At 68.0% G+C, this 23780-nt stretch carries 22 protein-coding genes and 1 pseudogene; 7 read left to right on the forward strand and 16 right to left on the reverse strand.

Annotated features, from left to right (window positions below):
* The 3 genes and pseudogenes from DCO49_RS13025 to birA form a co-directional block, all read right to left on the reverse strand.
* A pseudogene (locus tag DCO49_RS13025) lies at positions 1-237 on the reverse strand (SPOR domain-containing protein); the annotation flags it as partial.
* Between the two features lie 10 nt (positions 238-247).
* On the reverse strand, positions 248-979 hold the full coding sequence (locus DCO49_RS13030; RefSeq protein WP_108767424.1) for a type III pantothenate kinase: 732 nt from the start codon (positions 977-979) through the stop codon (positions 248-250).
* A complete protein-coding gene (gene birA, locus DCO49_RS13035) occupies positions 976-1941 on the reverse strand; it encodes a bifunctional biotin--[acetyl-CoA-carboxylase] ligase/biotin operon repressor BirA (protein ID WP_116864392.1) in 966 nt (321 codons plus the stop codon). The genes DCO49_RS13030 and birA overlap by 4 nt, the downstream gene beginning before the upstream one ends.
* A 142-nt stretch (positions 1942-2083) precedes the next feature.
* Between birA and DCO49_RS13040 the strand changes: the two genes are divergently transcribed.
* Together DCO49_RS13040 and DCO49_RS13045 are read left to right on the forward strand one after the other, a co-directional pair.
* Positions 2084-2368 carry a hypothetical protein gene (locus DCO49_RS13040; RefSeq protein ID WP_116864393.1) on the forward strand — a complete coding sequence of 95 codons (285 nt, stop codon included), beginning with the start codon at positions 2084-2086 and terminating at the stop codon, positions 2366-2368.
* Positions 2335-3153, forward strand: a complete 819-nt coding sequence (locus tag DCO49_RS13045; protein ID WP_243402737.1) for a M90 family metallopeptidase — start codon at positions 2335-2337, stop codon at positions 3151-3153. The genes DCO49_RS13040 and DCO49_RS13045 overlap by 34 nt, the downstream gene beginning before the upstream one ends.
* Before the next feature lie 37 nt (positions 3154-3190).
* Here DCO49_RS13045 and DCO49_RS13050 read toward each other — a convergent pair whose 3' ends face one another.
* From DCO49_RS13050 to dusA, 4 genes are all read right to left on the reverse strand, one after another.
* Positions 3191-4615, reverse strand: coding sequence for a sensor histidine kinase (locus DCO49_RS13050; RefSeq protein WP_079224893.1), 1425 nt, complete (start codon positions 4613-4615; stop codon positions 3191-3193).
* 22 nt (positions 4616-4637) lie between these two features.
* On the reverse strand, positions 4638-5321 hold the full coding sequence (locus DCO49_RS13055) for a response regulator transcription factor (RefSeq protein WP_079224892.1): 684 nt from the start codon (positions 5319-5321) through the stop codon (positions 4638-4640).
* A gap of 71 nt (positions 5322-5392) precedes the next feature.
* Positions 5393-5776, reverse strand: coding sequence for a hypothetical protein (locus DCO49_RS13060; protein WP_116864395.1), 384 nt, complete (start codon positions 5774-5776; stop codon positions 5393-5395).
* Positions 5777-5989: 213 nt separating this feature from the next.
* Entirely contained in the window at positions 5990-7021 is a 1032-nt protein-coding gene (gene dusA / locus DCO49_RS13065) for a tRNA dihydrouridine(20/20a) synthase DusA (protein ID WP_116864396.1), read from the reverse strand.
* Between the two features lie 235 nt (positions 7022-7256).
* Here dusA and DCO49_RS13070 point away from each other — a divergent pair, with 235 nt between their 5' ends.
* A complete protein-coding gene (locus DCO49_RS13070; RefSeq protein ID WP_243402738.1) occupies positions 7257-7661 on the forward strand; it encodes a lysozyme inhibitor LprI family protein in 405 nt (134 codons plus the stop codon).
* Between the two features lie 43 nt (positions 7662-7704).
* The gene (locus DCO49_RS13075; protein WP_116864398.1) at positions 7705-9504 is read left to right on the forward strand and encodes a peptidoglycan-binding protein; all 1800 of its coding nucleotides are present in this window, start codon (positions 7705-7707) and stop codon (positions 9502-9504) included.
* Positions 9505-9552: 48 nt separating this feature from the next.
* On the opposite strand, the gene DCO49_RS13080 is transcribed toward DCO49_RS13075, so the two are convergent.
* The 4 genes from DCO49_RS13080 to DCO49_RS13095 form a co-directional block, all read right to left on the reverse strand.
* Positions 9553-11943: a peptidoglycan-binding domain-containing protein gene (locus DCO49_RS13080; protein WP_116864399.1), complete on the reverse strand. Its 2391-nt coding sequence runs from the start codon at positions 11941-11943 to the stop codon at positions 9553-9555.
* Between the two features lie 40 nt (positions 11944-11983).
* Complete coding sequence (locus tag DCO49_RS13085; protein WP_207776489.1) at positions 11984-12583, reverse strand: lysozyme inhibitor LprI family protein; 600 nt, start codon at positions 12581-12583, stop codon at positions 11984-11986.
* 3 nt (positions 12584-12586) lie between these two features.
* Positions 12587-13147, reverse strand: a complete 561-nt coding sequence (locus DCO49_RS13090) for a lysozyme inhibitor LprI family protein (protein WP_243402739.1) — start codon at positions 13145-13147, stop codon at positions 12587-12589.
* An 87-nt stretch (positions 13148-13234) separates the two neighbouring features.
* Entirely contained in the window at positions 13235-14689 is a 1455-nt protein-coding gene (locus DCO49_RS13095; RefSeq protein ID WP_116864400.1) for a SulP family inorganic anion transporter, read from the reverse strand.
* Positions 14690-14921: 232 nt separating this feature from the next.
* Here DCO49_RS13095 and DCO49_RS13100 point away from each other — a divergent pair, with 232 nt between their 5' ends.
* Positions 14922-15878, forward strand: a complete 957-nt coding sequence (locus DCO49_RS13100; RefSeq protein ID WP_207776490.1) for a cation transporter — start codon at positions 14922-14924, stop codon at positions 15876-15878.
* Positions 15879-15987: 109 nt separating this feature from the next.
* A complete protein-coding gene (locus DCO49_RS13105) occupies positions 15988-16413 on the forward strand; it encodes an organic hydroperoxide resistance protein (protein WP_108758371.1) in 426 nt (141 codons plus the stop codon).
* 168 nt (positions 16414-16581) lie between these two features.
* On the opposite strand, the gene mmsB is transcribed toward DCO49_RS13105, so the two are convergent.
* The 5 genes from mmsB to DCO49_RS13130 are packed head-to-tail and all read right to left on the reverse strand — an operon-like array spanning position 16582 to position 22121.
* A complete protein-coding gene (mmsB, locus tag DCO49_RS13110; protein ID WP_116864402.1) occupies positions 16582-17472 on the reverse strand; it encodes a 3-hydroxyisobutyrate dehydrogenase in 891 nt (296 codons plus the stop codon).
* Positions 17469-18644, reverse strand: coding sequence for an enoyl-CoA hydratase/isomerase family protein (locus DCO49_RS13115; protein ID WP_116864403.1), 1176 nt, complete (start codon positions 18642-18644; stop codon positions 17469-17471). Before DCO49_RS13115 ends, mmsB begins: the two co-directional genes overlap by 4 nt.
* Positions 18641-19438 (reverse strand): enoyl-CoA hydratase, encoded by a 798-nt coding sequence (locus DCO49_RS13120; RefSeq protein ID WP_116864404.1) that lies wholly within the window; start codon positions 19436-19438, stop codon positions 18641-18643. The genes DCO49_RS13115 and DCO49_RS13120 overlap by 4 nt, the downstream gene beginning before the upstream one ends.
* Complete coding sequence (locus DCO49_RS13125) at positions 19435-20601, reverse strand: acyl-CoA dehydrogenase family protein (protein ID WP_116864405.1); 1167 nt, start codon at positions 20599-20601, stop codon at positions 19435-19437. The genes DCO49_RS13120 and DCO49_RS13125 overlap by 4 nt, the downstream gene beginning before the upstream one ends.
* Before the next feature lie 14 nt (positions 20602-20615).
* Positions 20616-22121 carry a CoA-acylating methylmalonate-semialdehyde dehydrogenase gene (locus tag DCO49_RS13130; RefSeq protein ID WP_116864406.1) on the reverse strand — a complete coding sequence of 502 codons (1506 nt, stop codon included), beginning with the start codon at positions 22119-22121 and terminating at the stop codon, positions 20616-20618.
* A 114-nt stretch (positions 22122-22235) separates the two neighbouring features.
* Between DCO49_RS13130 and DCO49_RS13135 the strand changes: the two genes are divergently transcribed.
* Positions 22236-23603: a short-chain fatty acyl-CoA regulator family protein gene (locus tag DCO49_RS13135; RefSeq protein ID WP_116864407.1), complete on the forward strand. Its 1368-nt coding sequence runs from the start codon at positions 22236-22238 to the stop codon at positions 23601-23603.
* Positions 23604-23780 lie beyond the last annotated feature (177 nt).

Consider the following 23780-nt stretch of genomic DNA (forward strand, 5'->3'; position numbering starts at 1 on the left):
GGCCACGGCGGCGCTGGGCGCAGCCTCACGCTCCTGCAGCGCCTCGGTCGGCGCGGTGATGGCGGCGGTCTGCGCCACGGCAGCGGCATCGGTGCCGCCCGGCAGCCAGCGCAGTTCGGCCACGCCGGTGGCGGGCTGGGGTGGCGTGGCCGGCGCGGGTTCACTGCGCAGCAGCCACCAGCTGGCGACGCCTACGTTGAGGATGGCCAGCACGACGATCAGGGCACGGGTCAGCATGCTGCCGATACTAGCCTGCGGGCTGGTGCACCGCCCAGCGGGCGAGGCCGTCCAGCACCAGCGACGGATGGTAATCGGCGCCGTCCAGCAACGGCATCAATGCCGGTGCGCCGCCGCCATGCACCAGCAGTGCGGGAGCCACGCCCAGCAGCGCCTGCGCCTGGCGCGCACTGCGTTCGACCAGGGCCACGGCGGCGCCATCACAGCCGGAGGCCAGCGCGTCGGCGGTGTCGTTGGCAAATTCGCTGTAGTCGCCACCACTGGCCGGCAACTGCACCGCGCGCGCATGCAGCGCCTCACGCATGGTGGTGGGCGAGGCGGAAATGCGGCCGCCGTGGTGCTGGCCGTCGGCGTCGAGCAGATCAATGGTCAGCGCGGTACCCACGCCCACCACCAGCACCGGACGCCGTGCGGTAGCCGCGGCCAGCAGTGCGAGGAAACGATCGACGCCGAATTTTTCCGGCTTGGCATAGGCGATGCGCACGCCTGCGCATTCGGCACTGGTGCGCACCACGCGCACATCGCCGAAGCGGGCCTGCAGCTGCTGCAGCATGGCGGTGGTCAGCGACGGTGCGGCCACGCTGGCAACGAAGGCGGTGCCGCCCGTGGGCAGGCTGTGCGGCGGCTGCGCGGCCATGCCTTCGGCGCCATGCGCCCAGGCCTGCACATCACCGGCACGGTCACCCTGCAACGGCGCGAACTTGAAGCGCGAATTGCCGAGGTCGAACAACCAATCGCTCATGCCTTCCTCACGCTCACTTCGCCGGCATGCAGCAGGCGCTCGTGGCCATCGATGCGTACGCGCAGGGCGCCGTCATCGGCCAGGCCCAGCGCGGTGCCGTGCTGCCATTGGCCTTCCAGCTCCACGCGCACCTCGCGGCCGGCCAGCATGTCGAAGGCGGCATAGCGCGGCAGGAACGGGGCCAGGCCCTCGCGGTCGAACACGTCCAGCGCCGGCAGCAGGCGCGCCAGCACGGCGGCCACCACCACGTTGCGGTCGACATGGCTGCCGGCCAGGGTGTCCAGGTCGACCCAGGGCTGGGTGATCTGTTCGGCGAAGGCCGGCGGCATGTGCACGTTGATGCCGATGCCGATGACCGCGCGTGCCGGGCCGGCATATTCGCCTCCGCCCTCGGCCAGCAGGCCGACCAGCTTGCGCCCGTCCACCAGCACGTCGTTGGGCCACTTCAGCTGCGCCTGGGTGTAGCCCAGGTCGTGGAGCGCCTCGGCCACGGCGACGCCGGCCACCAGGCTGAGGCCGGCCAGGCGGCCCAGGCCACCGGAGAACAGGCGCAATACCGACAGGTAGACGTGGGCGGCCAGCGGCGAGGCCCAGCTGCGGCCACGACGACCGCGACCGCCGGTCTGGCGCTCGGCCAGCAGGACGCAAACGCCGCGCTGCGGCGCGCTGCACCGCAGCAATTCGGCATTGGTGGAATCCACCGTCCAGGCCACCTGCAGGTCATGCAGGAGGGCCACGGCGTCGTCGGGCAGGTGCGCGCGGATGGCCGCCGGGTCCAGCAGCTCCAGCGGCTGGCTCAGGCCGTAGCCCTCGCCTGCACGGCCTTCGATGTCCACACCGGCAGCTCTAAGTCCTTGAATACGCTTCCATATGGCCGCCCGGGTCTGGCCCAGCTCACGGGCCAGGGCGTCGCCGGACAGGCGACCGGCAGCGAGTTTGGCCAGCAATTGGCGATCGTCCACGGCAGCTTCCACAAGGTCAGAACGGAATTATGCGGGAAAGCCGCCAGCGACGCCCGCGGGGTGCCGGGGGAGGGGCTTCCAATCCAGGGCCGGGTTCGGGCTAGAATCGGGAACTCACCCTCCCTCAACCTGGATGTCGTCAATGCGCCACTATGCCCATTGCCTGATCCTGCTGGCGATGCCCTTCGCGGCCTCGGCAACAGCATCGCTGGACGACAGCCGTGGGGGCTGTGTGTACTCCACCCCGGATGCCGCTTCGCAGCGTGCTTCGACCACCACCGCTTCGGCCACCGCGGCCAAGCCGGCACCGGTGCGCCCGGCGGCGAGCAGCGCGACCAGCAGCGGTGGCGGCGGCAGCGATGACGATGTGCTGCAGCGCATCCGCGCACCGAAGTGGCACAGCTACCTGCCGGGTATGTTCCGCTGATCAAGTCGTTGCTGCAGTGGCTGCGGCCTGCGCCGCGGCCCATCGAAGATGCGATGTGGAATGAAGCCTGCGGCCGCGCCGCCTGGCTGCGGGGCCTGGACGATGCGCGCCGTGCGCGTCTGCGCGTGCTGGCCACCCGCTTCCTGCATGAGAAAACCATCACCCCGATTGGCGACCTGCAGCTGCAGGTGGCCGACGGCGTGCTGTTGGCCGCGCTGTGCTGCCTGCCGCTGCTGGAATTCGGCGAGGTCGGGCTGGAAGGCTGGTCGCAGCTGATCGTCTACCCCGATGCCTTCCGTGTGCATCGCAGCCACATGGATGCAGCCGGCGTGCTGCACGAATGGGATGACGAACTGATTGGCGAGTCGTGGGACAGCGGGCCATTGATCCTGTCCTGGGCCGACGTGCAGGCCGACCTGGCCGAACCGCACGAAGGCTACTGCGTGGCCGTGCACGAGATGGTGCACAAGCTGGATGCACTGGATGGCGCGATGGACGGCACGCCGCCGTTGCCGCGTGCGTGGCAGCGCGAATGGGCGGCGGCCTTCCAGCAGTCCTACGATGCGTTCTGCGCGCAGGTGGATGCTGGCGAGGAAACGCTGATCGACCCTTATGCCGCCGAAGCGCCGGAAGAGTTCTTCGCCGTGGCCAGCGAGTACCACTTCTCCGCGCCGGAGGTGCTGGCGCAGGCGCTGCCGGAGGTGGCCGCGCACCTGCGGCGGTTCTATGGTGAGCCGCCGGCTGAAAGCAGTCGAGCATGGCTCGACTCTACAGAGCAGCGGTAGCGCCGGGCCATGCCCGGCGGATCGGATTGCCGGATCGTTACGGCCCTGGCGGCAGGCGCACTTCGAAGCGCGCGCCCCCCAGTTCGCTGGAGCGGGCGACCAGCAGTTCGCCGCGGTAATCCTTGATCAGGTCCTGCACGATCGACAGGCCGATGCCGTGGCCCTGCACGCGTTCGTCGCCGCGCACGCCACGCTGCAGCACCTTGCCGATGTCTTCCGGGGCGATGCCCGGGCCATCGTCGTCCACCGCCAGCAGCAGGCCGGCGCGGCGCGCGTTCGGTGCCGGCAGCGGCTGCGCGGTCAGCAGCACGCGGCGCTTGGCCCACTTGAAGGCGTTTTCCAGCAGGTTGCCCAGCAGTTCCTGCAGGTCGCCCGGTTCGCCGTGGAAACGCGCGGCCGGGTCGATGTCGAATTCGCAGAGCACGCCCTTCGACGCGTAGACCTTCTCCAGGCCACGCACGATTTCCTCGGCGTTGGATTCCACCGGCAGCGGTGCGGAGAACAGCTTGTGGCCCGAAGAGGCGGCGCGCGCCAACTGGTAGGACACCAGATTGTTCATGCGCTGCAGCTGCACGTCCAGTTCCTCGCGCAGGGCGCCATCGCCGGCACCGCTGTCCATCTGCGTGCGCAGCACGGCGATCGGCGTCTTCAGGCTGTGCGCCAGGTCGGCCAGGGTGTTGCGCTGGCGCTCGAGGTTCTCGCGCTCGCTCTCGATGAAGGCGTTGATGCTGTCGGTCAGCGGCTCCAGCTCGCGCGGGTGGCGCTCGCTCATGCGCTCGGTCTCGCCGCGCTGCACCTTGGTCAGCTCGGTGATGACCCGGCGCAACGGGCGCAGGCTCCACTGCAGGATGACCGTCTGCAGCAGCAGCAGGATCAGGCCGATGCCGCCCAGATAGAACCAGACCCGGCTGCGGAACACGCGCAGCTGCGCGCCCAGCGCGCGCGAGTCTTCCATCACGTAGATGGTGTACGGGAATTCGGTGGCGGGGTCGGCGTCGGCATCCCACACCAGGCCCAGACCGTAGCGGTAGACCGAGCCCTGGCTGCCGTCGATCTGGATCATCGGCAGCGGGCCTTCGAACACTTCCTGGCGCGGGGCCAGCAGGCCGCCTCCCACCGTGGGCAGCATCGGGCCTTCGGCGGACATCGAATTGCCCTTGCCGTCCGGCATCACCACCTGCAGGTACAGGCCACTGCCGGGCACGTCGAAGCGCGGATCCGGCGGCTGCTCGCGGATGTACAGCGAGCGGTCGCGAGTGAAGTCGATGCCGGCCGCGTAGGCCGTAGCGTAGTTCTTCAGGCGCTCACGCAGGTTCGCCTTCGCCGTGTCGGCGAAGGCGGCATCGAGCGCGTAACCGGCCAGGGCCAGGAACGCGACCAGGCCCACGGACGCGGCGAACAGCTGGCGCGCCTGCAGTGAGCGCGGCCGCCAGCGTCGGAAGAACCACAGACGGCCGGACATCGTTTATCGCCTTGTGGAAGGCTCAGCCCTCGTTGCGCGGGATCGCGAAACGGTAGCCGCGGCCACGCACGGTCTCGATCGGCTTCAGTTCGCCGTCGGGGTCCAGCTTCTTGCGCAGGCGGCCGATGAAGACTTCCAGCACGTTCGAGTCGCGGTCGAAATCCTGCTGGTAGATGTGCTCGGTGAGGTCGGCCTTGGAGACCAGTTCACCGGCATGCATCATCAGGTATTCCAGCACCTTGTACTCGTAGCTGGTCAGGTCGACATTGCTGCCGGTGACGCTGACCGTCTGTGCTGCCAGGTCCAGGGCAACCGGACCGCATTCCAGGGTCGGCTTGCTCCAGCCGGCGGCGCGGCGCAGCAGCGCGTTGACGCGGGCCAGCAGCTCTTCCACATGGAACGGCTTGACCAGGTAATCGTCGGCGCCCTGCTTGAGGCCTTCGACCTTGTCCTGCCAGCTCGAACGCGCGGTCAGGATCAGCACCGGGAACTTCTTGCCCTCGTCGCGCAGAGCCTTGATCAGCTCCATGCCCGACATCTTGGGCAGGCCCAGGTCGATGATGCCGACGTCGAACGGTACTTCGCGGCCCATGTAGAGGCCTTCCTCGCCGTCCTGCGCGGCATCGACGGCAAAACCTTCGCGCTTGAGCCGGGCTGCCAGGGTCTCACGCAGCGGGGCTTCGTCTTCGACCAGAAGGATACGCATGAACTCTCCCTAGTGTCCTGGGTGTGGCCCGGAGGCCTGTGGGTACGGTGTGTTACGGCAACTATCCCTGTTCAGGGGTTATCGCCGCGTAGTGATGACATATCCGACCGCGGCGTGCGCGGCTGTGAACGTGCCGGGGCGGGGTCGTCCATGTAGCGGACCCGGCCCCGGTCATCCATGTACTTGACCCGGTTGATGTCCCGGCCATCGAACGGCACGCGCTCGGCGCCGAGGATGTGGCCACCGGTGGAGCGCTGCACCCGGCGCACGGCATCGGACAGCGAACGGTCGTCACCACGGCCACCACGTTCCATCATGTCCGCGCGCATGGCCGCACGCGGCTCGCCGCCACCACCGCGCGGTGGCTGCTGGGCCATCGCTGCAGAAAGGGGGGCAGCCGCCAGGACCACGCAGGTGGCCAGGGCAATGCGGCGGTGGAAGGGAGCGGAAGACATCGATGCGATCCTAGCCGAGCACGGCGATTCGTTCAAAAGTCGTAAATCCGGAGCACCGGATACGGGACCCGGCCTTTACATTTCCTTTGCAAATGATTGGTTTGGCGCGGTGAATCCGATCTGAACTTTTCCGGGTGCTCTCCGGCGTCGTTCATCTAAGTGAACATTCGGGACGAATCCATGGGCCTTGTCAAGTCAGGAATGTGACTGAAATCACGCTGCGGCGCGATCGGCCTCGCGCTCGGTGACCGCCAGCGCCTGCTCGATCAGCGCCCAGTCGGCGCCGGGGCGGTGTGCGCCTTCGCTCAGCACCTGGCGGAACGCGCGACCGCCCGGCTGGCCGTGGAACAGGCCCAGCAGGTGGCGGGTGATGTGCTTCAGGGCCAGGCCCTCGCCCAGGCGGGCCTCGATGTAGGGGCGCATCGCGCGCAGCAGTTCGCCACGCGCGCGCAGCGCGGCGCCGGTGTGCAGCGCCTCCAGCTGATGCAGCAGGTAGGGGTCGTGGTACGCGGCGCGGCCAAGCATGACGCCATCGACATGCGCGGCCTGGGCCTGCACGGCTTCCACCGTGGCCAGGCCACCGTTGATGACCACCGGGAGCGCCGGGCGCGCCTGCTTGAGGCGGTAGGCCCAGTCGTACTTCAGCGGCGGAACCTCGCGGTTCTCCTTCGGCGACAGGCCCTTCAGCCAGGCGTTGCGCGCATGTACCACGACCATGGCGGCACCGGCGGCGACCTGGCGGTCGACGAAGCCGGCGAACACGTCGTACTCGTTGTCCTCGTCCACGCCCAGGCGGCACTTCACCGTCACCGGGATGTCCACCGCTGCGACCATCGCCGCCACGCACTCGGCCACCAGCGCCGGTTCGCGCATCAGGCAGGCACCGAAACGCCCGGCCTGCACGCGGTCGGACGGGCAGCCACAGTTGAGGTTGACCTCGTCGTAGCCCCAGTCGGCGGCAATGCGCGCGGCCTGCGCCAGCAGGGCCGGATCGCTGCCGCCCAGCTGCAGGGCCAGCGGCTGTTCGCTGGCGTCGAAGCCGAGCAGGCGCTCGCGGTCACCGTGGATGACGGCGTTGGCGTGCACCATCTCGGTGTACAGCCGGGCACCCGGCGCCAGCACGCGGTGGAACACGCGGCAGTGGCGGTCCGTCCAATCCATCATGGGGGCAACGGACAGGCGCAGGGAATCGGCGTAACGGGCGGTGGCGGACGTCATCGGGGTGTTGATCGTGGAGACTGGCATTACCAGTGAGATCAATAGTTTACACCGGGCGGCTGAATGGCGCCGGGCGGGCCTCGGGTGCTGCGGGGACAGCACCGGCGCCGCCTGCCTGAAGGCCAGGCCAATCCAGATCCATCATCCTGAGCAACCGGTCACAGTTGTCGCCTTCCGTTGACGGTGTCGGAATGTTGACGCCGCTATAGTCCCGCGCTCGCAATGGATTGGACGTGCGGAGCAAACGATGCAGCACAAGCGTATGAGCAGGACCCTCGCCGCAGCACTGGCCGTGGCCGCCCTGGCCATTGGCACGGCGAGCGCGGCACCGGCCGCGACCGGGCTGAGCCCGACCTTCACCGCCTGCAGGGACAAGGCGCAAGGTGCGATCGAGCAGGCCGCGTGCCTGTCGTCGGAAACCACCCGCCAGGACCAGCGCCTGAACCAGGCCTACAGACAGCTGCAGGCCAAGCTGAGCGGCGCGAATAAGACCAAGCTGGTGAACGCGCAACGCGCTTGGCTGCAGTCGCGCAGCCGCGATGGCGAACTGGAGACCGCGCTGTACGACGATTCGCAGCCGGGCAACCTGCAGAGCGGATTGAACGACGCGATGCGCCTGAGCGCGCGTGCCGACCAGCTCCAGGCCTACCTGCAGCTGCTGGACTGACCTTCGGGAGGGCATGCCCTCCCCCTGCACAAGGATGTAGAAAATGCCTACCAATATCGACACCCACGACCTGGATGCCACCTCCGGCGCGGTGTACTTCGCGGTCGGCCGTGGCACCGAGGGCGGCCCCGCGTCCTACCACCTGGCCATCGCTGGCATCACCCAGGGCGTGAGCGAACCGCACTGGGGCACCGTCAGCCGGGTCGCACAGAACAGCGGCTACAGCCTGGGCGCGATCCAGGTCGACTTCGGCCAGCGTGGCGAATGGGCGCTGGGCGCCATCGACGGCCACGCCCTGAAACCGGGCGAGACCACCTATGTCGATGCAGTGATCGACCAGGCCAGCGCCTACGCCAAGGCGCACAACCTGCCCTTCACCCAGGACCACGCCGACCTGCGCCGCGACCTGCTCAGCCACGGCAATGGCCTCAGCGGGCGCAGCTCGATCGAATTCATCGACACCAACACCCGCGACAGCATCAACGCGTGGGCGGGGTCGGCCGAAGGCAAGCAGTGGATCCACGCCAACATCGATTACCCGCAGGTGCGCAACGCCACCCAGACCGGCATGACGATGGTGGACACGCATGGCAGCAACATCGCCGAGGAAAACCGCTTCGAAGCGATCAGCCTGATCGCCAAGACCGCCAACCAGCTGCCCAGCCAGCTGCCCAAGCTGCAGAAGGTGCTGGAAGAAGGCGGTGACTACGAGGCGCTGCGCGCCAAGGCCGGCCAGATCCGCGAGACCTACCAGTATTTCGATGCGCCCAAGGCCGGTGACATCGCCGTGCGCTACGAGGATGCCTACGCCAACAACAAGGACGCGATGGACCGCGCCCACGCCAAGGTGAGCAGCCGCGACTTCTCGCCGGCCGGCGAGCAGAACGATGCCGACATCCAGGTGGCGCTGGGCCAGATCGGCGCGCCGCGGCAGCAGGCCGCTTCGCAGACGCTGAAGGAGGGCTCCAGCGGCCGCGAGGTGCTGAAGCTGGAAAACAACCTGGTGGCGCTCGGCTTTGCCAGCGCGGATGGCCAGCAGACGCTGAACCCCGACCGCCGCTTCGATGCCACCACCCGTCAGGCGGTGGAGGAATTCCAGCGCGCACACAACCTGGACCCGGTGGACGGCAAGGCCGGCCGTGACACGCTGACCGCCATCGACCGCGAAGCGCGCGAACTGCAGGGCAACCTGGCCGCGCTGGGGCTGACCGATGCCAAGGGCCAGGCCATCGCCAGCGATGGCTACCTGGGCGCTGGCAGCCGCCATGCCATCAACACGTTCCAGCAGCAGCACGGCCTGCCCGCCACCGGCATCGCCGATGCGGACACCCGCCAGGCACTGGCCAGCGAAGTGCAGCAGCGGGCGCAGGGTCAGGGTCAGAACCAGGGCCAGAACCAGAACCCTGGACAGCAGACCGCCGCCGATCCGGCGCGCGAGACGGTGTACCCGATGTCCGACCCGCGAAGCCCGCAGAACTGGCTGTACACCGAGACGCTGGTGCAGGTGAAATTCGCCGAGGAAGCGCGCGGGCTGCCGTCCGGCGAACACAGCGAGAAGCTGGCCGCCGCCCTCACCGTGGAAGCGACCCGGGCCGGGATGTGGAAGATCGACCGGGTGGAGCTCAACCAGGATGGCTCGATGGCGCGCGCCGTGCAGGCCAATGCGATGCGCGACGAAAGCGCGTTGAACCGCAATTCCGCACCGGTGTCCACGGCCGAGGCGATGGGCCAGAGCGTGCAGGAAAACAGCGAGCGCGCCCTGCAGGTGAGCGACCAGCAGCGCGAGCAGCAGCGGATCGACCAGCAGACCCAGCAGCACGGCCCGCGGGCCATGATGGCGTAAGCGCACTACAGGCCCCGGGACAGCCCGGGGCCTGTCTTTTCAGCAGCCTTACAGCGCGCGCCCCTTCACCTGGTCTTCCTGCTGGGCCTGCACCTGCGGGTTGAACTGGCTATCCAGCTCGGCACTCTGCCGGGTGCTGGCTTCCACCGACTGCGACACCGCCTGCTGGCGATCGACGAAGGCGCGCTGTGCAGCCGGGTCGCCCACGTTGCCCTGCACCGCGAACAGGCCCGTGCCATCCGGGCGCGCGAGCACATGGTCGATCTGGCGCATGCCGGCAACCTTGCTCTCATAGGCCAGCTGGCCGGCGGCACGTTCGGTTTCCTGTGCGTTGGCAAACAGCGGGCTCAGCCCGGCCTGTGCGCGCTGCTGCTGCAACGCCTGCAGCTTCTCCAGCGCCTGGTTGAAGCGCGGGTTCTCGACATGCCCGGCGTCGCGCATGCTGGCGGGCGTTGCGGGCGTGGCAGGTGCCACCGGCTCGGCACGTGCCGGGGCGGTGGTGGTCTGCGCGCCAGCCTTTACTGCAGCCGGATCCTGCAGGCGCGCCAACGTCAGGCGGCCAGCCTTGCCGTCATCGTCCAGGCCGTTGTTGGCCTGGAACTGCTTGACCGCAGCCAGCGTGTCCTTGCCGAAGATGCCATCGGCGCCCAGCGCTTTGCCGTCGGCGGCGGTGTAACCCAGCGCGGCCAGCCTGCCCTGCAGCGCCTTGACCTCATCCCCCCGCTCGCCCTTCACCAGCATGCCGTCGGCCATCGGCGCCTGCTGCGCACTGCGCGCGGCCTGCGCGGCGGCAGGGCCCTGCGCGTGCACCGTGCCGCCCAGGGTGATGCGGTCGTTGAGCATGTCGCCCAGGTAGCGGCGGTACTGGTCCGGCTCGAGCTCGATGTGGGCGTGCACGGCCTTGGTGCCGGCGTTTGACTGCTTGACCAGCGGCGCGCCGTATTCAACGAAGTCACCGTTCTTGTACGGCGACGATCCAGCCGCACCGTGCATGACCTGGCCAACCAGCTCGCGACGCGGATCGCCGGCCGGGTGGCTGTAGATGCGGATGCCGTTGGTGGGGTCCTTCAGGAACTCCACGTAGCCGGCCACCGGGTTGGGGATCATCACATCGCGGTTGGCCAGGCGGTCGGTCAGGATCAGGTCCTTGCGCACCAGCGGAATGCCGTTCTTGTCGCCGGTGGTGCGGATGTTCTCCATCTCCCCTTCCACCATGCCGGACTGGCGATCGGCCTTGCTGGCATCGCCGGTCCGCACCGCTTCGGCGTTGGTGTTGGGGTGGTGGATCTTCAGCAGGCGATAGGCCTCGTCTCCGCTCATGCCGTGGGCCAGCGTACGATTGCTGGTGACGTTGCCATACGGTTCGACCACGGTGATGCGGCCTCCACCGGGGGCGGCAGCAGCGGCCGCCGAGGCCGGGGCCGGCGTCGGCGAGTGGCTGCGCTCGCCCGCGGGTGCTCGCGCCTGGGTACCAGCGCCCAGCGCGGCCAGCGTATCGCGACCGGCCTTGCCATCTTCCTCAAGCCCATGGGCCTTCTGGAACTGTCGCACCGCGTGTTCGGTATTGCCGCCGAAATCGCCATCGGGATTCAGCGCCTTGCCGTCCTTGCCGGTGTAGCCGGCTTGCGCCAGCTTCTGCTGCAGGGCCTGCACCTCGGCACCCCGCTCGCCCTGCACCAGCACGCCGTCGGCCATCGCTGGGCGCGCGGCATGGCTGCCCCGCGCACGGTGCAGCGGTTCGCCGAACGCCTGTTCGTAGGTCTTGCCCTGGTAATCCTGCGGATGGCGGCTGACCTGCTCGTAACGCGCCAGCCCGACCAGATCCGCCTTTTCATTGAGCGTGCGTTCGCGCAGCGCATTCCATTGCGTGGGTGAACTCTCAAAGTGTCTTTGCACGTTGTCGTGCTTGTAGTCCTGCACCGCGCGCACGATCTGCTCATCACTCAGTTCAGACAGCTTGTAACCATCGCCATAAGCCTCCTTCAGGCCGTTGACGAAGACACCGCGGGTCATGTTCCGGTACTGCACCGACGTGCTCCACAGGGCATCCTGCACCGCGGGGCCACGGCCCTGCAGATCCACCCCTGCGTCCTTCAGGCGCGCAAGCTGCTTGTCGTAGTACTGGTGCTGGATGAAGTTGTGCTGGTCGCGACCGAAGGCACCCGGGTCCCGGTCGGCGATCTCCTTCCAGCGATCGTTGAAGGCCTGGCTGGCCGGCGTCAGGCCACGGAATTCGGCGCCGTAACGCGAGCCCGCCAGGTATTCGTCCACCCCGCCCACTGCGCTGGCGAACTGGTAGGTGCCATAGGAAACGCCGCCATGGTCGCCCTTTCCAGAGGAAATCCAGCCCGGGCCGCGATTGCTGGTTTCGTAGCTTGCGGAAGTCTGGCCGCGGTGCCAGCCGTCCATCGCCTTCTTTGCGTCGGTCACCACGTCCATGCTGCTGGTCTCCTTGCGTTTGGAGGTTCGAAGAGGGGGCTCAGGGTTGATCGGTCGAAGCGTTCAACTGGTCAACGCGGTTGGCCACGCGGTTGATGCGGCAGGACTGTGCGTCCAGCATCTGGCCCTGGCCTTCGGTACCGGGGTCCGACGTGCAGTAATGGTTGGTGTCGGACCACCACGCGGCCTGCGCCTCCATCCAGTCATCCTTGGCCTTGCTGTCCGGGCGGGCCACCTGCTCTGCGACAACCGCCGCCAACCGGTCCTCCTGATAGCGCAGTTCCTCATCGCCACAGGCCTGCAGGGCGGGCGTCGCGCCGCCGGAAGCATTCACACAGGTCGCGTACTGCGGACGCAGCGTCGCCGTGTTGTATGAGTCATCCGGGCGCGGGGCCGGGAAGTCTTCCGCATCGGCGTCGGCCGAGGTGGACGCGCCGGGTGCGGCGAGCGCTGCCGGCGGGGCTGCGGAGGCAGCGTTGCCTGCCTGGGCCGAGGCTGCAGGGGCTGCGGCCGTCGTCGCGCCCGCCGTCGTGTCCTCGCAGGCGGTCAGGGCGAAGCTGATAACCAGCGCAAGGAAGAATGCAGCCGCGTTGGCGGGTAGAAGGCGTCGGTTGCACGTAAACAGCATCATTGCCTGCATTGCTCATCTCTCCTTGGAAGCGGGATCACTGAAGTGTGGCGCCAGCTCGCGCGAACGAAGCTCGACGGCGCGTTTGGCATACCGGTTGATGCGGCACGACTGTGCATCCAGCATCGGTCCCACGTGGTCGCTGGCTGGTGAACAACGCATGTCGGTGTCTTCGGCCCAGTTCGCCTGCTCGTCCATCCAGCGGTCCTTGGCCGGACCATCGGCGCCACCCATGAGGCGCGCGACCTCGGCCTCCATCTGCTTCCGCTGGTAGGCCAGCTCGCTGGCGTCGCACGCTTCAAGCTGGTCGTCCATGCCACGCGCGTCCCGCACGCACTGGCTGTATGCAGGCCGCAGCACGGCCTGCGCGGGCGCGGTGGCGGCTGCTTCGGTCGATGGCGTGTCGGTCGATGCCGTGGAGGAAGGCGCCTGGCAAGCGCCCAGTGCCATGCACAGCATCAGCGCCGTCCAGCGTCGACGGTTCAGGGTCATGTGCTTACGGAAGCGCATTGCCTGCATCACCTGCATCTCCCTGGCGTGGGGCCAGCAGAAGCTGGCCCGGGCGGGGCCGTCCATCGGTCCCCATCACGCCGGCAATCCTACGGCAGCCAGGGTTTCAGGTGCCTGACCGGATTCAGATTGTGTGGGCGCCGTCGCGGTGCCTCAGTGCCCGCCGCGCGCGCCGCCCACCTGCTCGATCAGGGTCCGGCTGGCGGCATTGAGGCCCACCACCGTCACCTGCGCACCATGCGCGGCCAGCTTTTCCTGCGCCCGCTCCAGGGCCGCCACTGCGGTCAGGTCCCACAGATGGGCATCACGCAGGTCGATCTGCACCTTCGGCGCCACGTGCTGGTAATCAAACGCCGCACCGAGCTGGCCGGCCGAGGCGAAGAACACCTGGCCGCGCACGCGGTAGACCTGGGTATCGACGGTGTCTTCGCGCTGCACATCCAGCATGCGGCCGACCTTGCGGGCGAAGAACAGCGCCGACAGCAGCACGCCGCTGAGCACGCCCTTGGCCAGGTCGTGGGTGGCCACGGTGACCACGACGGTCAGCAGCATCACGGCAGACGAGCTTCGCGGATGGGTGCGCAGGTCACGCAGCGAGCGCCAGCTGAAAGTGCCGATGCTGACCATGATCATCACCGCCACCAGCGCCGCCATCGGGATCTGCCGCACCAGGTCACTGCCGTACACCACCAGCACCAGCAGCAGCGCGCCGGCCACCAGGCAGGACAGTCGGCCGCGGCCACCGGAGGTCACGTTGATGACCGACTGGCCGATCATCGCGCAGCCGGCCATGCCGCCGAGGAAGCCGGTGACCGTGTTGGCCACGCCCTGGCCGACGCACTCGCGGTTGCGCGCGCTGGGGGTCTCGGTGATGTCCTCGACGATCTGCAGGGTCATCATCGATTCGAGCAGGCCGACCACGGCCAGCGTGGCCGACACCGGCAGCAGGATGCGCAGCGTTTCCCAGGTGAGAGGCACGTCGGGAATGAGGAAGTGCGGCAGGCTGTCGGGCAGCTGGCCCATGTCGCCGACGCTGCGCACGTCCACGCCGAAGCCGATGACCACGGCGGTGAGCACGACGATGGCGACCAGCGGCGACGGCACCGCGCGGGTGATGCGCGGCAGCAGGTAGATGATGGCCAGCGCGGCGGCACACAGCACGTAGACAGTGGGGCCGCGGCCGATCAGTTCCGGCATCTGCGCCAGGAAGATGAGGATGGCCAGCGCGTTGACGAAGCCGGTGATGACCGAGCGCGAGACGAAGCGCATCAGCGAGCCGAGCTTGAACACGCCGGCCAGCACCTGCAGCAGGCCGGCCAGGATGCTGGCGGCGAACAGGTACTGCAGGCCGTGGTCCTTGACCAGGTCGACCATCACCAGCGCCATTGCGCCGGTGGCGGCGGAGATCATGCCGGGGCGGCCGCCGGCGATGGCGGTGACCACGGCGATCGAGAACGCGGCGTACAGGCCGACCTTGGGGTCGACGCCGGCGATCAGCGAGAAGGCGATGGCCTCGGGAATCAGGGCCAGGGCGACGACCATGCCGGACAGCAGATCACCACGGATGTTGCCGAGCCATTGCTGGCGCAGGGGGTAGGACGTTTGCATGGGAAAACTCCGCGCGCACGGGCGTGGGGCCACGTGGCGCTGCAGTGGAAAGACGCGGGTTCCTGAGCCGGGCGGGCCGGCTGCCGAGGTGCGGCAAGGGTCAGGGTGGCGTGATCACTGCAGTCGGGAGCCGGTACGTGGGAGGCGCGCAGTCTACGGGAAGCGACCCGGCAGGGGTAGCGCGGGCGGCGGTTGAACGCCGGGTGACATGGCGCGGCCCTACAATCGGGCCATGGTCCTGCCCTCTCCCCGCTTCTTCGACCCCGCCACCGAACAGGGCGTGCTGCGCCTGTCCATCGCCTTCTCGCTGGCGGTTGCACTGGCCGGCGTGGTGTTCGGCCTGCTGGCCAATTCCTCGCTGATCATCTTCGATGGCATCTACGGCCTGATCGACGTGGTGATGACCTGGCTGTCGCTGCTGGTGGCACGCCTGATCGCGCTGTCCACGCAGACCGATGCGCTGCAGTCGCGGCTTAACCAGCGTTTCACCATGGGCTTCTGGCACCTGGAACCGATCGTGCTGGGGGTGAGCGGCCTGCTGATGATCGGCGCGGCGCTGTACGCGCTGGTCAATGCGGTGGATGCGCTGATGTCCGGCGGGCGCCACATCGCGCTGGGCCCGGCCATCGTGTTCGGTGTGGTCTCGCTGCTGGCGGAAAGTGCGTTCGGCGCGTTCGTGTGGCGCGCCAACCGCCGCATCGGTTCGGATTTCATCGCCCTCGACGCGAAGAACTGGGTGATCGCCGCCAGCATGTCGGCCTGCTATGTGGTCGCGTTCTTGGGCGGCGTGCTGGTGCAGGGCACGTCGCTGGCCTGGGTCGGGCCCTATATCGATCCGGCCATCCTGGCGGTGGTCTGCCTGTTCGTGATGGTGGCGCCGCTGGGCACGGTGCGCCGCGCGCTGGCCGGGATCCTGCTGGTGACCCCGCCGGAACTGCAGGCGCACGTGGATGCCGTGGCGCGCGACATCGTGGCCCGGCATGGCTTTGTCGAACACCGCAGCTACGTGGCCCAGGTCGGCCGTGGCGAGCAGATCGAGCTGTTCTTCGTGGTCCGCGAGGACGACCCGCCGCGGCCGCTGGTGGAGTGGGACCAGCTGCGCGACGAGATCGGCGATGCGCTGGGCGAGGCCTCGCCGGACCGCTGGCTGACAATCATGTTCACCACCGACCGCGAGTGGACGATCTAGGTGGATAGGACGATAAATCAAATATTCAGGACTAACTATCACCCATCGTCCTGCAGGACCGGGCAAAGTAGACCCATCGAAACACCCACCCACTGACCAGGAGCATCCCATGTCCATCGAAAAGGTTCTGTACACCGCCCAGGCCACCTCCACCGGCGGCCGCGAAGGCCGTTCGGTCTCCTCCGACAACGTGCTGGACATCCAGCTGTCGACCCCGCGCGAGCTGGGCGGCGCCGGCGGCCCGGGCACCAATCCGGAACAGCTGTTCGCTGCCGGCTACTCGGCCTGCTTCCTCGGCGCGCTGAAGTTCGTCGCCGGCCAGGCCAAGGTCGCGCTGCCGGCCGAGACCACCGTCACCGGCAAGGTCGGCATCGGCCAGATCCCGACCGGTTTCGGCATCGAAGCCGAGCTGACCATCAACGCCCCGGGTGTGCCGCGCGAGCAGCTGGAAGAGCTGGTGCAGAAGGCCCACATCGTCTGCCCTTACTCCAACGCCACCCGCGGCAACATCGACGTGACGCTGATCGTTGCCTGATCCGACCCCAAAAAAATGGGCGGATGCCGGTCGAAACCGGGCATCCGCCCATCCCACCTCGGGTGGGCCCCGGCACAAGGCCGGGGACGCATTTGCTTGTGTAGCGCCGAGCCCCTGCTCGGCTGATCCATACAGCCGAGCATAGGCTCGGCTCTACACGTTCAAGCCTTACTTCTCGCTCGTGATGAGCTGCACGACGCTGGAGAAATCCAGCTTGCCGCGACCGGCCTGGTGGTTCATCGAATACAGGTTTCGGGCCACTTCACCCAGCGGGATCGAGGCGCCGACATTCATCGCCGCTTCCACCGCCAGACCCATGTCCTTCAGCATCAGGTCGCTGCCGAAACCGCCGCTGTAGCCGCGCGAGGCCGGCGCGTTTTCCAGCACGCCCGGCCACGGGTTGCACACTTCGGTGGCCCAGCTGCGGCCAGTGCTGACCGCCATCATCTGCGACAGCACCTTCGGGTCCAGACCGTGCGCCACGCCCAGGGCGATGGCTTCGCCGGTGACGGCCATGATCACGCCCAGCGCCATGTTGTTGCACAGCTTGGCAACCTGGCCGGCGCCACTCGCACCGACGTGGAAGATGTTCTTGCCCATCGCCTGCAGCACCGGGCGCGCACGTTCCAGCGCGTCCTCTTCGCCACCGACGATGAAGGTGAGCGTGCCCGCCTGTGCACCGGCGGTGCCGCCGGACACCGGTGCGTCGAGCATCTGCAGGCCACGCGCGGCAGCGGCTTCAGAGACCTTGCGGGCGCTGGCCGGGGCGATCGTGCTGCAGTCGATGACCAGCGCACTGGCCGGGATGTCGGCAAGGATGCCGTCATCGCCGAGGTACACGCCTTCGACGTGGCGGCTGGCCGGCAGCATCGAGATCACCACTTCGGCGTCGGCCAGGGTGTCGCGCGCCGACGGTGCGGCGCTGGCACCGGCGTCGACGGCGGCCTGGACCGCGGCCGGCACCAGGTCGAACACACGCACGGTGTGGCCGTTCTTGACGAGGTTGGCGGCCATCGGGCCACCCATGTTGCCCAACCCGATGAATGCAATGCAGCTCATGCAAGGCTCCTTTCAGCAAGCGGAGTGCCCAGGTCGGCCAGCGGGTGCGCGGCCTCGGCCCAGGGGGAAACAAAGAACGTGTCCGCCCACGCGGCGGTGGCCTCGGCCAGGGTGGCCGGGTTCCACTGCGGGTTGCGGTCCTTGTCGATCAGCAGCGCGCGGATGCCTTCGGCGAAGTCGCCACGGGCGGCGCAGTGCAGCGCAGTGACGTACTCCAGGCGATAGACGCTGGCCAGGTCCTGGCCGGCGCTGCGGCGCTGCAGTTCGAAGGCCAGCCGCGCCGAACCAGGTGCACCGGCAGCGAGGGTCTTCTGTGCGGCCTGCAGCCAGGCATCGTCGGTCTGCAGGTCGCGGATGCGCGCGATGATCGCAGGCAGATCGTCGCCTGCGCACAGCGCGTCGACCTGCGCGGCATTGGCCAGCAGCGGGCCGGTGGCTGCATCGCTGGCATGTGACTGCAGCAGATGATCCAGGCGCTCGTGGTTGTGCGCGGCATCGCCCGACCAGGCCACCTGCAGCAGTGCATCGAACACCGCGCTGCGGCGTTCTTCGGCAACGTGCACGTCAGCCAGGCCGGCGTAGATGGCATCGCCCGGGTTCAGCAGCGCGCCGGTCAGGGCCAGGAACAGGCCGCCCTTGCCCGGCACGCGCGGCAGCAGCCAGCTGCCGCCCACATCTGGGAACAGGCCGACGGTGATTTCCGGGAAGGCCAGCTTGGAGCGCTCGCTGACCACGCGGTGGCTGGCGCCGGACATCAGGCCGATGCCGCCGCCCATCACGATGCCGTGGCCCCAGCACAGGATCGGCTTGGTGTAGGTGTGGATCAGGTAATCAACGCGGTATTCGACGTCGAAGAACTCAGCGGCGTGGTCATTTTCGCGGATGTCGCCGTGGCCGGCGTTGCGGAAGGCGACCATGGCCTTGTACAGGCTGTGCAGGTCGCCACCGGCGCAGAAGGCCTTTTCGCCGGCACCCTGCAGCACCACCATCGCGATGCCGTCATCGTCGGCCCAGGCGTTCAACTGCTTCAGCAGCAGGTGCGCCATCGGCAGCGAGAAGCCATTGAGCGTGCGCGGCGCGTTGAGCGTGGCGAAGCCGATGCGCGTGCCGTTGCCGGCCACGCGCTCTTCGAACAGCACCGGTGCGTCGTCGGCAACGGTGTCGGTGGTCATGCGTTCTTCCACTGCGCGGCGCGCTTTTCCAGGAAGGCGCTCACGCCCTCGACCTGGTCGGCGGTGTCGAACAGATCGACGAAGGCTTCGCGCTCGGCCACCAGTGCCGAGGCGTGGGTGCCGGTGCGGGTGGACTGCACCAGGGTCTTGCAGGCGGCGATGCTGGTCGGGCTCTGCTTGCCGGCCTTCTTCGCCCATTCCAGCGCCAGCGCCTTGGCTTCGCCCTTGCCGACCTTTTCTTCGGCAAGACCAATGCGCACGGCGGTTTCAGCATTGATGCGCTCGCCCAGCAGGATCATGCGCTTGGCCCAGCCCTCGCCGACCAGGCGCGGCAGGTTCTGGGTGCCACCGGCGCACGGCAGCAGGCCGACGGTGGCCTCCGGCAACGCCACCTGGGCGTGGTCTTCGATGATGCGCAGGTCGCAGGCCAGCGCGCATTCCAGGCCACCGCCCATGGCGTAGCCGTTGATGGCGGCGATGGACACGCCACGGAAGCCGGACAGCGCTTCGAAGGCTTCGCCGAAACGGCGTGCGGCTTCGCGTGCGGCGGCCTTGTCGCCCGAGGCGAACTGGTTGAGGTCGGCGCCGGCGGAGAAGAACTTCTCGCCGTCACCGGTGATCACCAGCGCGTAGATGTCGCGGTCTGCGTTGAGCGCGCCCACCAGGTCGCGCAGCGCGGACAGGCTGTGCACGGTCCAGGTGTGCGCCGGCGGGTTGTGCAGGGTGACCACGGCGGTGTGGCCATCGGCCTCGACCTTCAGGCCCACGTGCTCCTGGGTACGCCAATCCTTCATCGCAGTTCCTCTTCGGTGTTGAGCAGGTGGCGGGCAACGATCACCCGCATGATCTCGTTGGTGCCTTCCAGGATCTGGTGCACGCGGCTGTCGCGCAGCAGGCGCTCGATCGGGTATTCGCGGATGTAGCCGTAGCCACCGTGGATCTGCAGCGCTTCATTGCAGATCTTGAAGCCGGCATCGGTGGCGAAGCGCTTGGCCATCGCGCACCACACGTTGGCATCGCTGGCACCGGCGTCGAGCTTGCGCGCGGCCGAGTGCACCATCTGCCGGGCGGCGACCAGTTCGATGGCCATGTCGGCCAGCTTGAACTGCAGCGCCTGGAAATCGGCCAGCGCCTTGCCGAACTGGCGGCGCTCGCCCATGTAGCGGCGTGCGGCATCCAGCGCGCCCTGCGCGGCACCCAGCGAGCAGGCGGCGATGTTGATGCGTCCGCCGTCCAGTCCCTTCATCGCCAGCTTGAAGCCGCCGCCTTCCTCTCCCAGAAGGTGGCTGACCGGCACGCGGACGTTTTCGAAGGTGATGCCACGGGTGGGCTGGCTGTTCCAGCCCATCTTCTCTTCCTTGCGGCCATAGCTGATGCCCGGCAGGTCTGCCGGCACTGCGATGGCACTGACACCGCCCGCACCGGCACCGCCGGTACGCGCCATCACCACCAGCAGCTCGGTGGCACCGGCGCCGGAGATGAAGGCCTTGGAGCCGTTCAGCACATAGAAGTCACCGTCGCGCACGGCGGTGGTCTTCAGCGAAGCCGCATCGGAGCCGGCGCCCGGCTCGGTCAGGCAGTACGAGGCCAGCTTGCTGCCCGAGGACAGATCGGTGCCCCACGCATCGCGCAGTTCGGCCTGGCCCCACCTGGACACCATCCACGAGGCCATGTTGTGGATGCTGACATACGCCGCAGTCGACGGATCGACGTTGGCGAGCTCCTCGATGACGACGGCGGCGTCCAGGCGGCTGAGGCCGCTGCCGCCGACTTCCGGGTCCATGTACAGACCACAGAAGCCCAGTTCACCGGCCTTGGCGATCGCCTCGCGCGGAAAGATGCCCTCCGCATCCCATCGCGCGGCGTGCGGCGCCAGTTCGGCCTGTGCGAAGTCACGCGCCGCTTCGCGGTACGCCTGCTGCGCTTCTTCCTGGTCCGTCGTCATCGAGTGACTCATGGCTGCTCCTGCCCTTACTTCAGGCTGATGGTGGTGTTGACGCCGTGGCTCAGCGTCTCGTCATCGAACCAACGTGCGGTGACGGTCTTGGTCTGGGTGTAGAACAGCACGACCTGCTTGCCGTACGGGCCCAGGTCGCCCAGCTTGGACGCGCGCGAACCGGTGAACGAGAACAGCGGCACCGGCACCGGGATCGGCACGTTGATGCCGACCTGGCCGACGTCGATGTCTTCCTGGAACCTGCGCGCGGCTGCGCCGGACTGGGTGAACAGCGCGGTGCCGTTGCCGTTCGGGTTGCTGTTGACCATGGCGATGGCCTCGTCCAGCGTTTCCGCTTCGAGGATGACAAGCACCGGCCCGAAGATTTCTTCCTGGTAGATGCGCATGTCGGTGGTGACACCGGCAAAGATGGTCGGGCCGACGAAGTTGCCCTTCTCGAAGCCATCGACCTGCGGCTTGCGGCCGTCGAGCACCAGCTTGGCGCCCTGTTCCACGCCCGAGGCGATCAGGCCTTCGACGCGCTCGCGGGCGCTGCAGGAAATGACCGGGCCGACGTCGGTGCCGGACACAGTGCCGCCGCTGACCTTGAGGGTCTGCGCCTTGGCCACCAGATCCTGCACCCAGTTGCGAGCTTCACCCACCAGCACCAGGGTCGAGGCGGCCATGCAGCGCTGGCCGGCCGCACCGAAGGCGGCGCCGACCATCGCGTTGAGGGTCTGTTCCTTGTTGGCGTCCGGCAGTACCACGGCGTGGTTCTTGGCGCCCATCATGCACTGCACGCGCTTGCCGGCCAGCGAGGCGCGGTTGTAGACGTGGGTGCCGACGCGGGTGGAACCGACGAACGACACGGCCTTGATGTCCGGGTGGTCGCAGATCGCGTTGACCACTTCCTCGCCACCGTGGACGACGTTCAGCACGCCCTTCGGAATGCCGGCTTCCAGCGCCAGCTCAACCAGGCGCATGGTCACCATCGGGTCCTGCTCGGACGGCTTGAGGATGAAGGTGTTGCCCGTTGCAATCGCCATCGGGAACATCCACAGCGGGATCATCGCCGGGAAGTTGAACGGGGTGATGCCGGCGCACACGCCCAGCGGCTGCATGATGCTGTAGGTGTCCACGCCGTTGGCCACGTTGTTGGCCAGCTCGCCCAGCTGCAGGTTGCCGATGGCGGCAGCGTGCTCGACCACTTCCAGGCCGCGGAACACATCGCCTTCGGCGTCGGGCAGGGTCTTGCCCTGTTCGGCGGTGAGGATGTGGGCCAGCTCGCCCATGTTCTCGCGGATCAGCTGCTGGTACTTCAGGAAGATGCGCGCACGGGTGCCGATCGGGGTCTTGCGCCAGGTCTTGAAGGCTTCCTTGGCGGCGGCGACGGCGGCATCCACTTCACCGGTGGTGGCGAACGGCACCTGGGCCAGCACGTCCTGGGTGGCCGGATTGATCACGTCCTGCCAGTGGGAGGTGGCCGATTCAATGAACTGGCCATCGATCAGCATGCGGATACGGGGCGCTGCAACAGTCATGACGACAATCCCACTGGCTCGAAAGATGCTTGGCATTATTCACAGCACCCACCTCGATTTCCGGCCTGAATCCGCTTAATCTGGCCAACACGCCAGACGATTCATGTTAATTCTGTGAATTTCCAGCCTTCACAACGCCAGCTGGGCCTGCGCCTGCTGCGGCTGCGCGAGCAGCGCGGCTACAGCCAGGTGGACCTGGCCCGTGCCCTCGGCCTGTCGGCCAGCTACCTGAACCAGATCGAGCGCAACAAGCGCCCGCTGACGCCGGCCGTGCAGAAGAAGCTGGGCGAGGTGTTGGGCGATGTTTCGGCCCTGTTCGACGACGATGAGCCCGCCGCGCTGCAGGAGGCGCTGGGCGAGACGCTGCGCGACCTGGGTCTGGCGGAGGTGAGTGCCACCGAACTGCGTGCGCTGGCCGGCAACCTGCCGCAGGTCAGCCGCGCCCTGCTGGACCTGCACCGCCGCCACCTGGCCCTGCGCGAGCATGCCGCTGCGCTGGAATTCCAGTTGGGCGAGCCGGCGGCCGGCAGCACCCTGCCCGCCGGCGACCAGGTGCGCGAGTTCTTCAACCGTATGCACAACCACATCCCCGAGCTGGACGAACTGGCCGAGCGCCTGTTCGCCGAGTGGGGGCTGTCACCGGGACATGTGGCGCCGCGCCTGCGCCAGCTGCTGGCCGACCGCCACGGCGTGCTGGTGGAAGTGGCTGCGTTGCAGGCCGGGCGCGAGAAGCGGCAGTTCGATGCCGGCGCGCGGCGGCTGTGGCTGCCCGATTACCTGGAACCGGGCCAGCAGGCGTTCCAGATGGCGGCCGAACTGGCCCTGCACGGTTACCTGCCGCAGATCGATGCGGTGATCGCCCGCGCGGGCTTCCACGATGACGCGCGCATCGCGCAGGCGCGGATCGGCCTGTCGAACTACTTCGCCGGGGCGCTGGTGATGCCGTACATGCGCTTCCTGCGTGCGGCCGAGGCCAGCAACTACGACATCGAGCTGCTGGCGCATCAGTTCGGCGTGGGCTTCGAGGCGGTGTGCCACCGGCTGAGCACGCTGGCGCGGCGCAGTGCACCGGGGCTGCCGTTCTTCTTCATCCGCGTGGACCGTGCGGGCAATGTGTCCAAGCGCCATTCGGCGACCGACTTCCATTTCTCGCAGGTGGGTGGGTCGTGCCCGCTGTGGATCGTCTACGAGGCGTTCAACCAGCCGGGGCGGATCCTGACGCAGACCGCGCGCATGCCTGATGGGCGGCGCCACTTCTGGCTGGCACGGCAGGTCAGCAGCGGGCCGGTGGGGCATGGGCAGCCGCGCAAGACGTTTGCGGTGGCGCTGGGCTGCGATCTGCAGCATGCGGAGCGGTTGGTGTATTCGCTGGGGCTGGATGTGCAGAGTCCCGGCAATTCGGTGTCGATTGGGCCGGGGTGCCGGGTGTGCCCGCGGGAAGACTGCATGCAGCGCGCGTTCGCGCAGTTGCCGGGGAGGTAGGGGGTTTTGCAGGGCTGCGCCCTGCACCTGCAGAAGCCTCTAGCCGAAGCAACAGCAACAGCGGACATTCCGTGGGATGGCGGGGTGGGTCCGGTTGCAGGGGTCGCTGCAAGTACGTCCCTGTAAGCTCGGTCGCCGCATCCATGCGGCTCACGCCCCTGCAACCGGACCCACCCC

Origin of the sequence: Stenotrophomonas sp. SPM, assembly GCF_003105135.1 — a bacterium.
Classification (GTDB): Bacteria; Pseudomonadota; Gammaproteobacteria; order Xanthomonadales; family Xanthomonadaceae; genus Stenotrophomonas.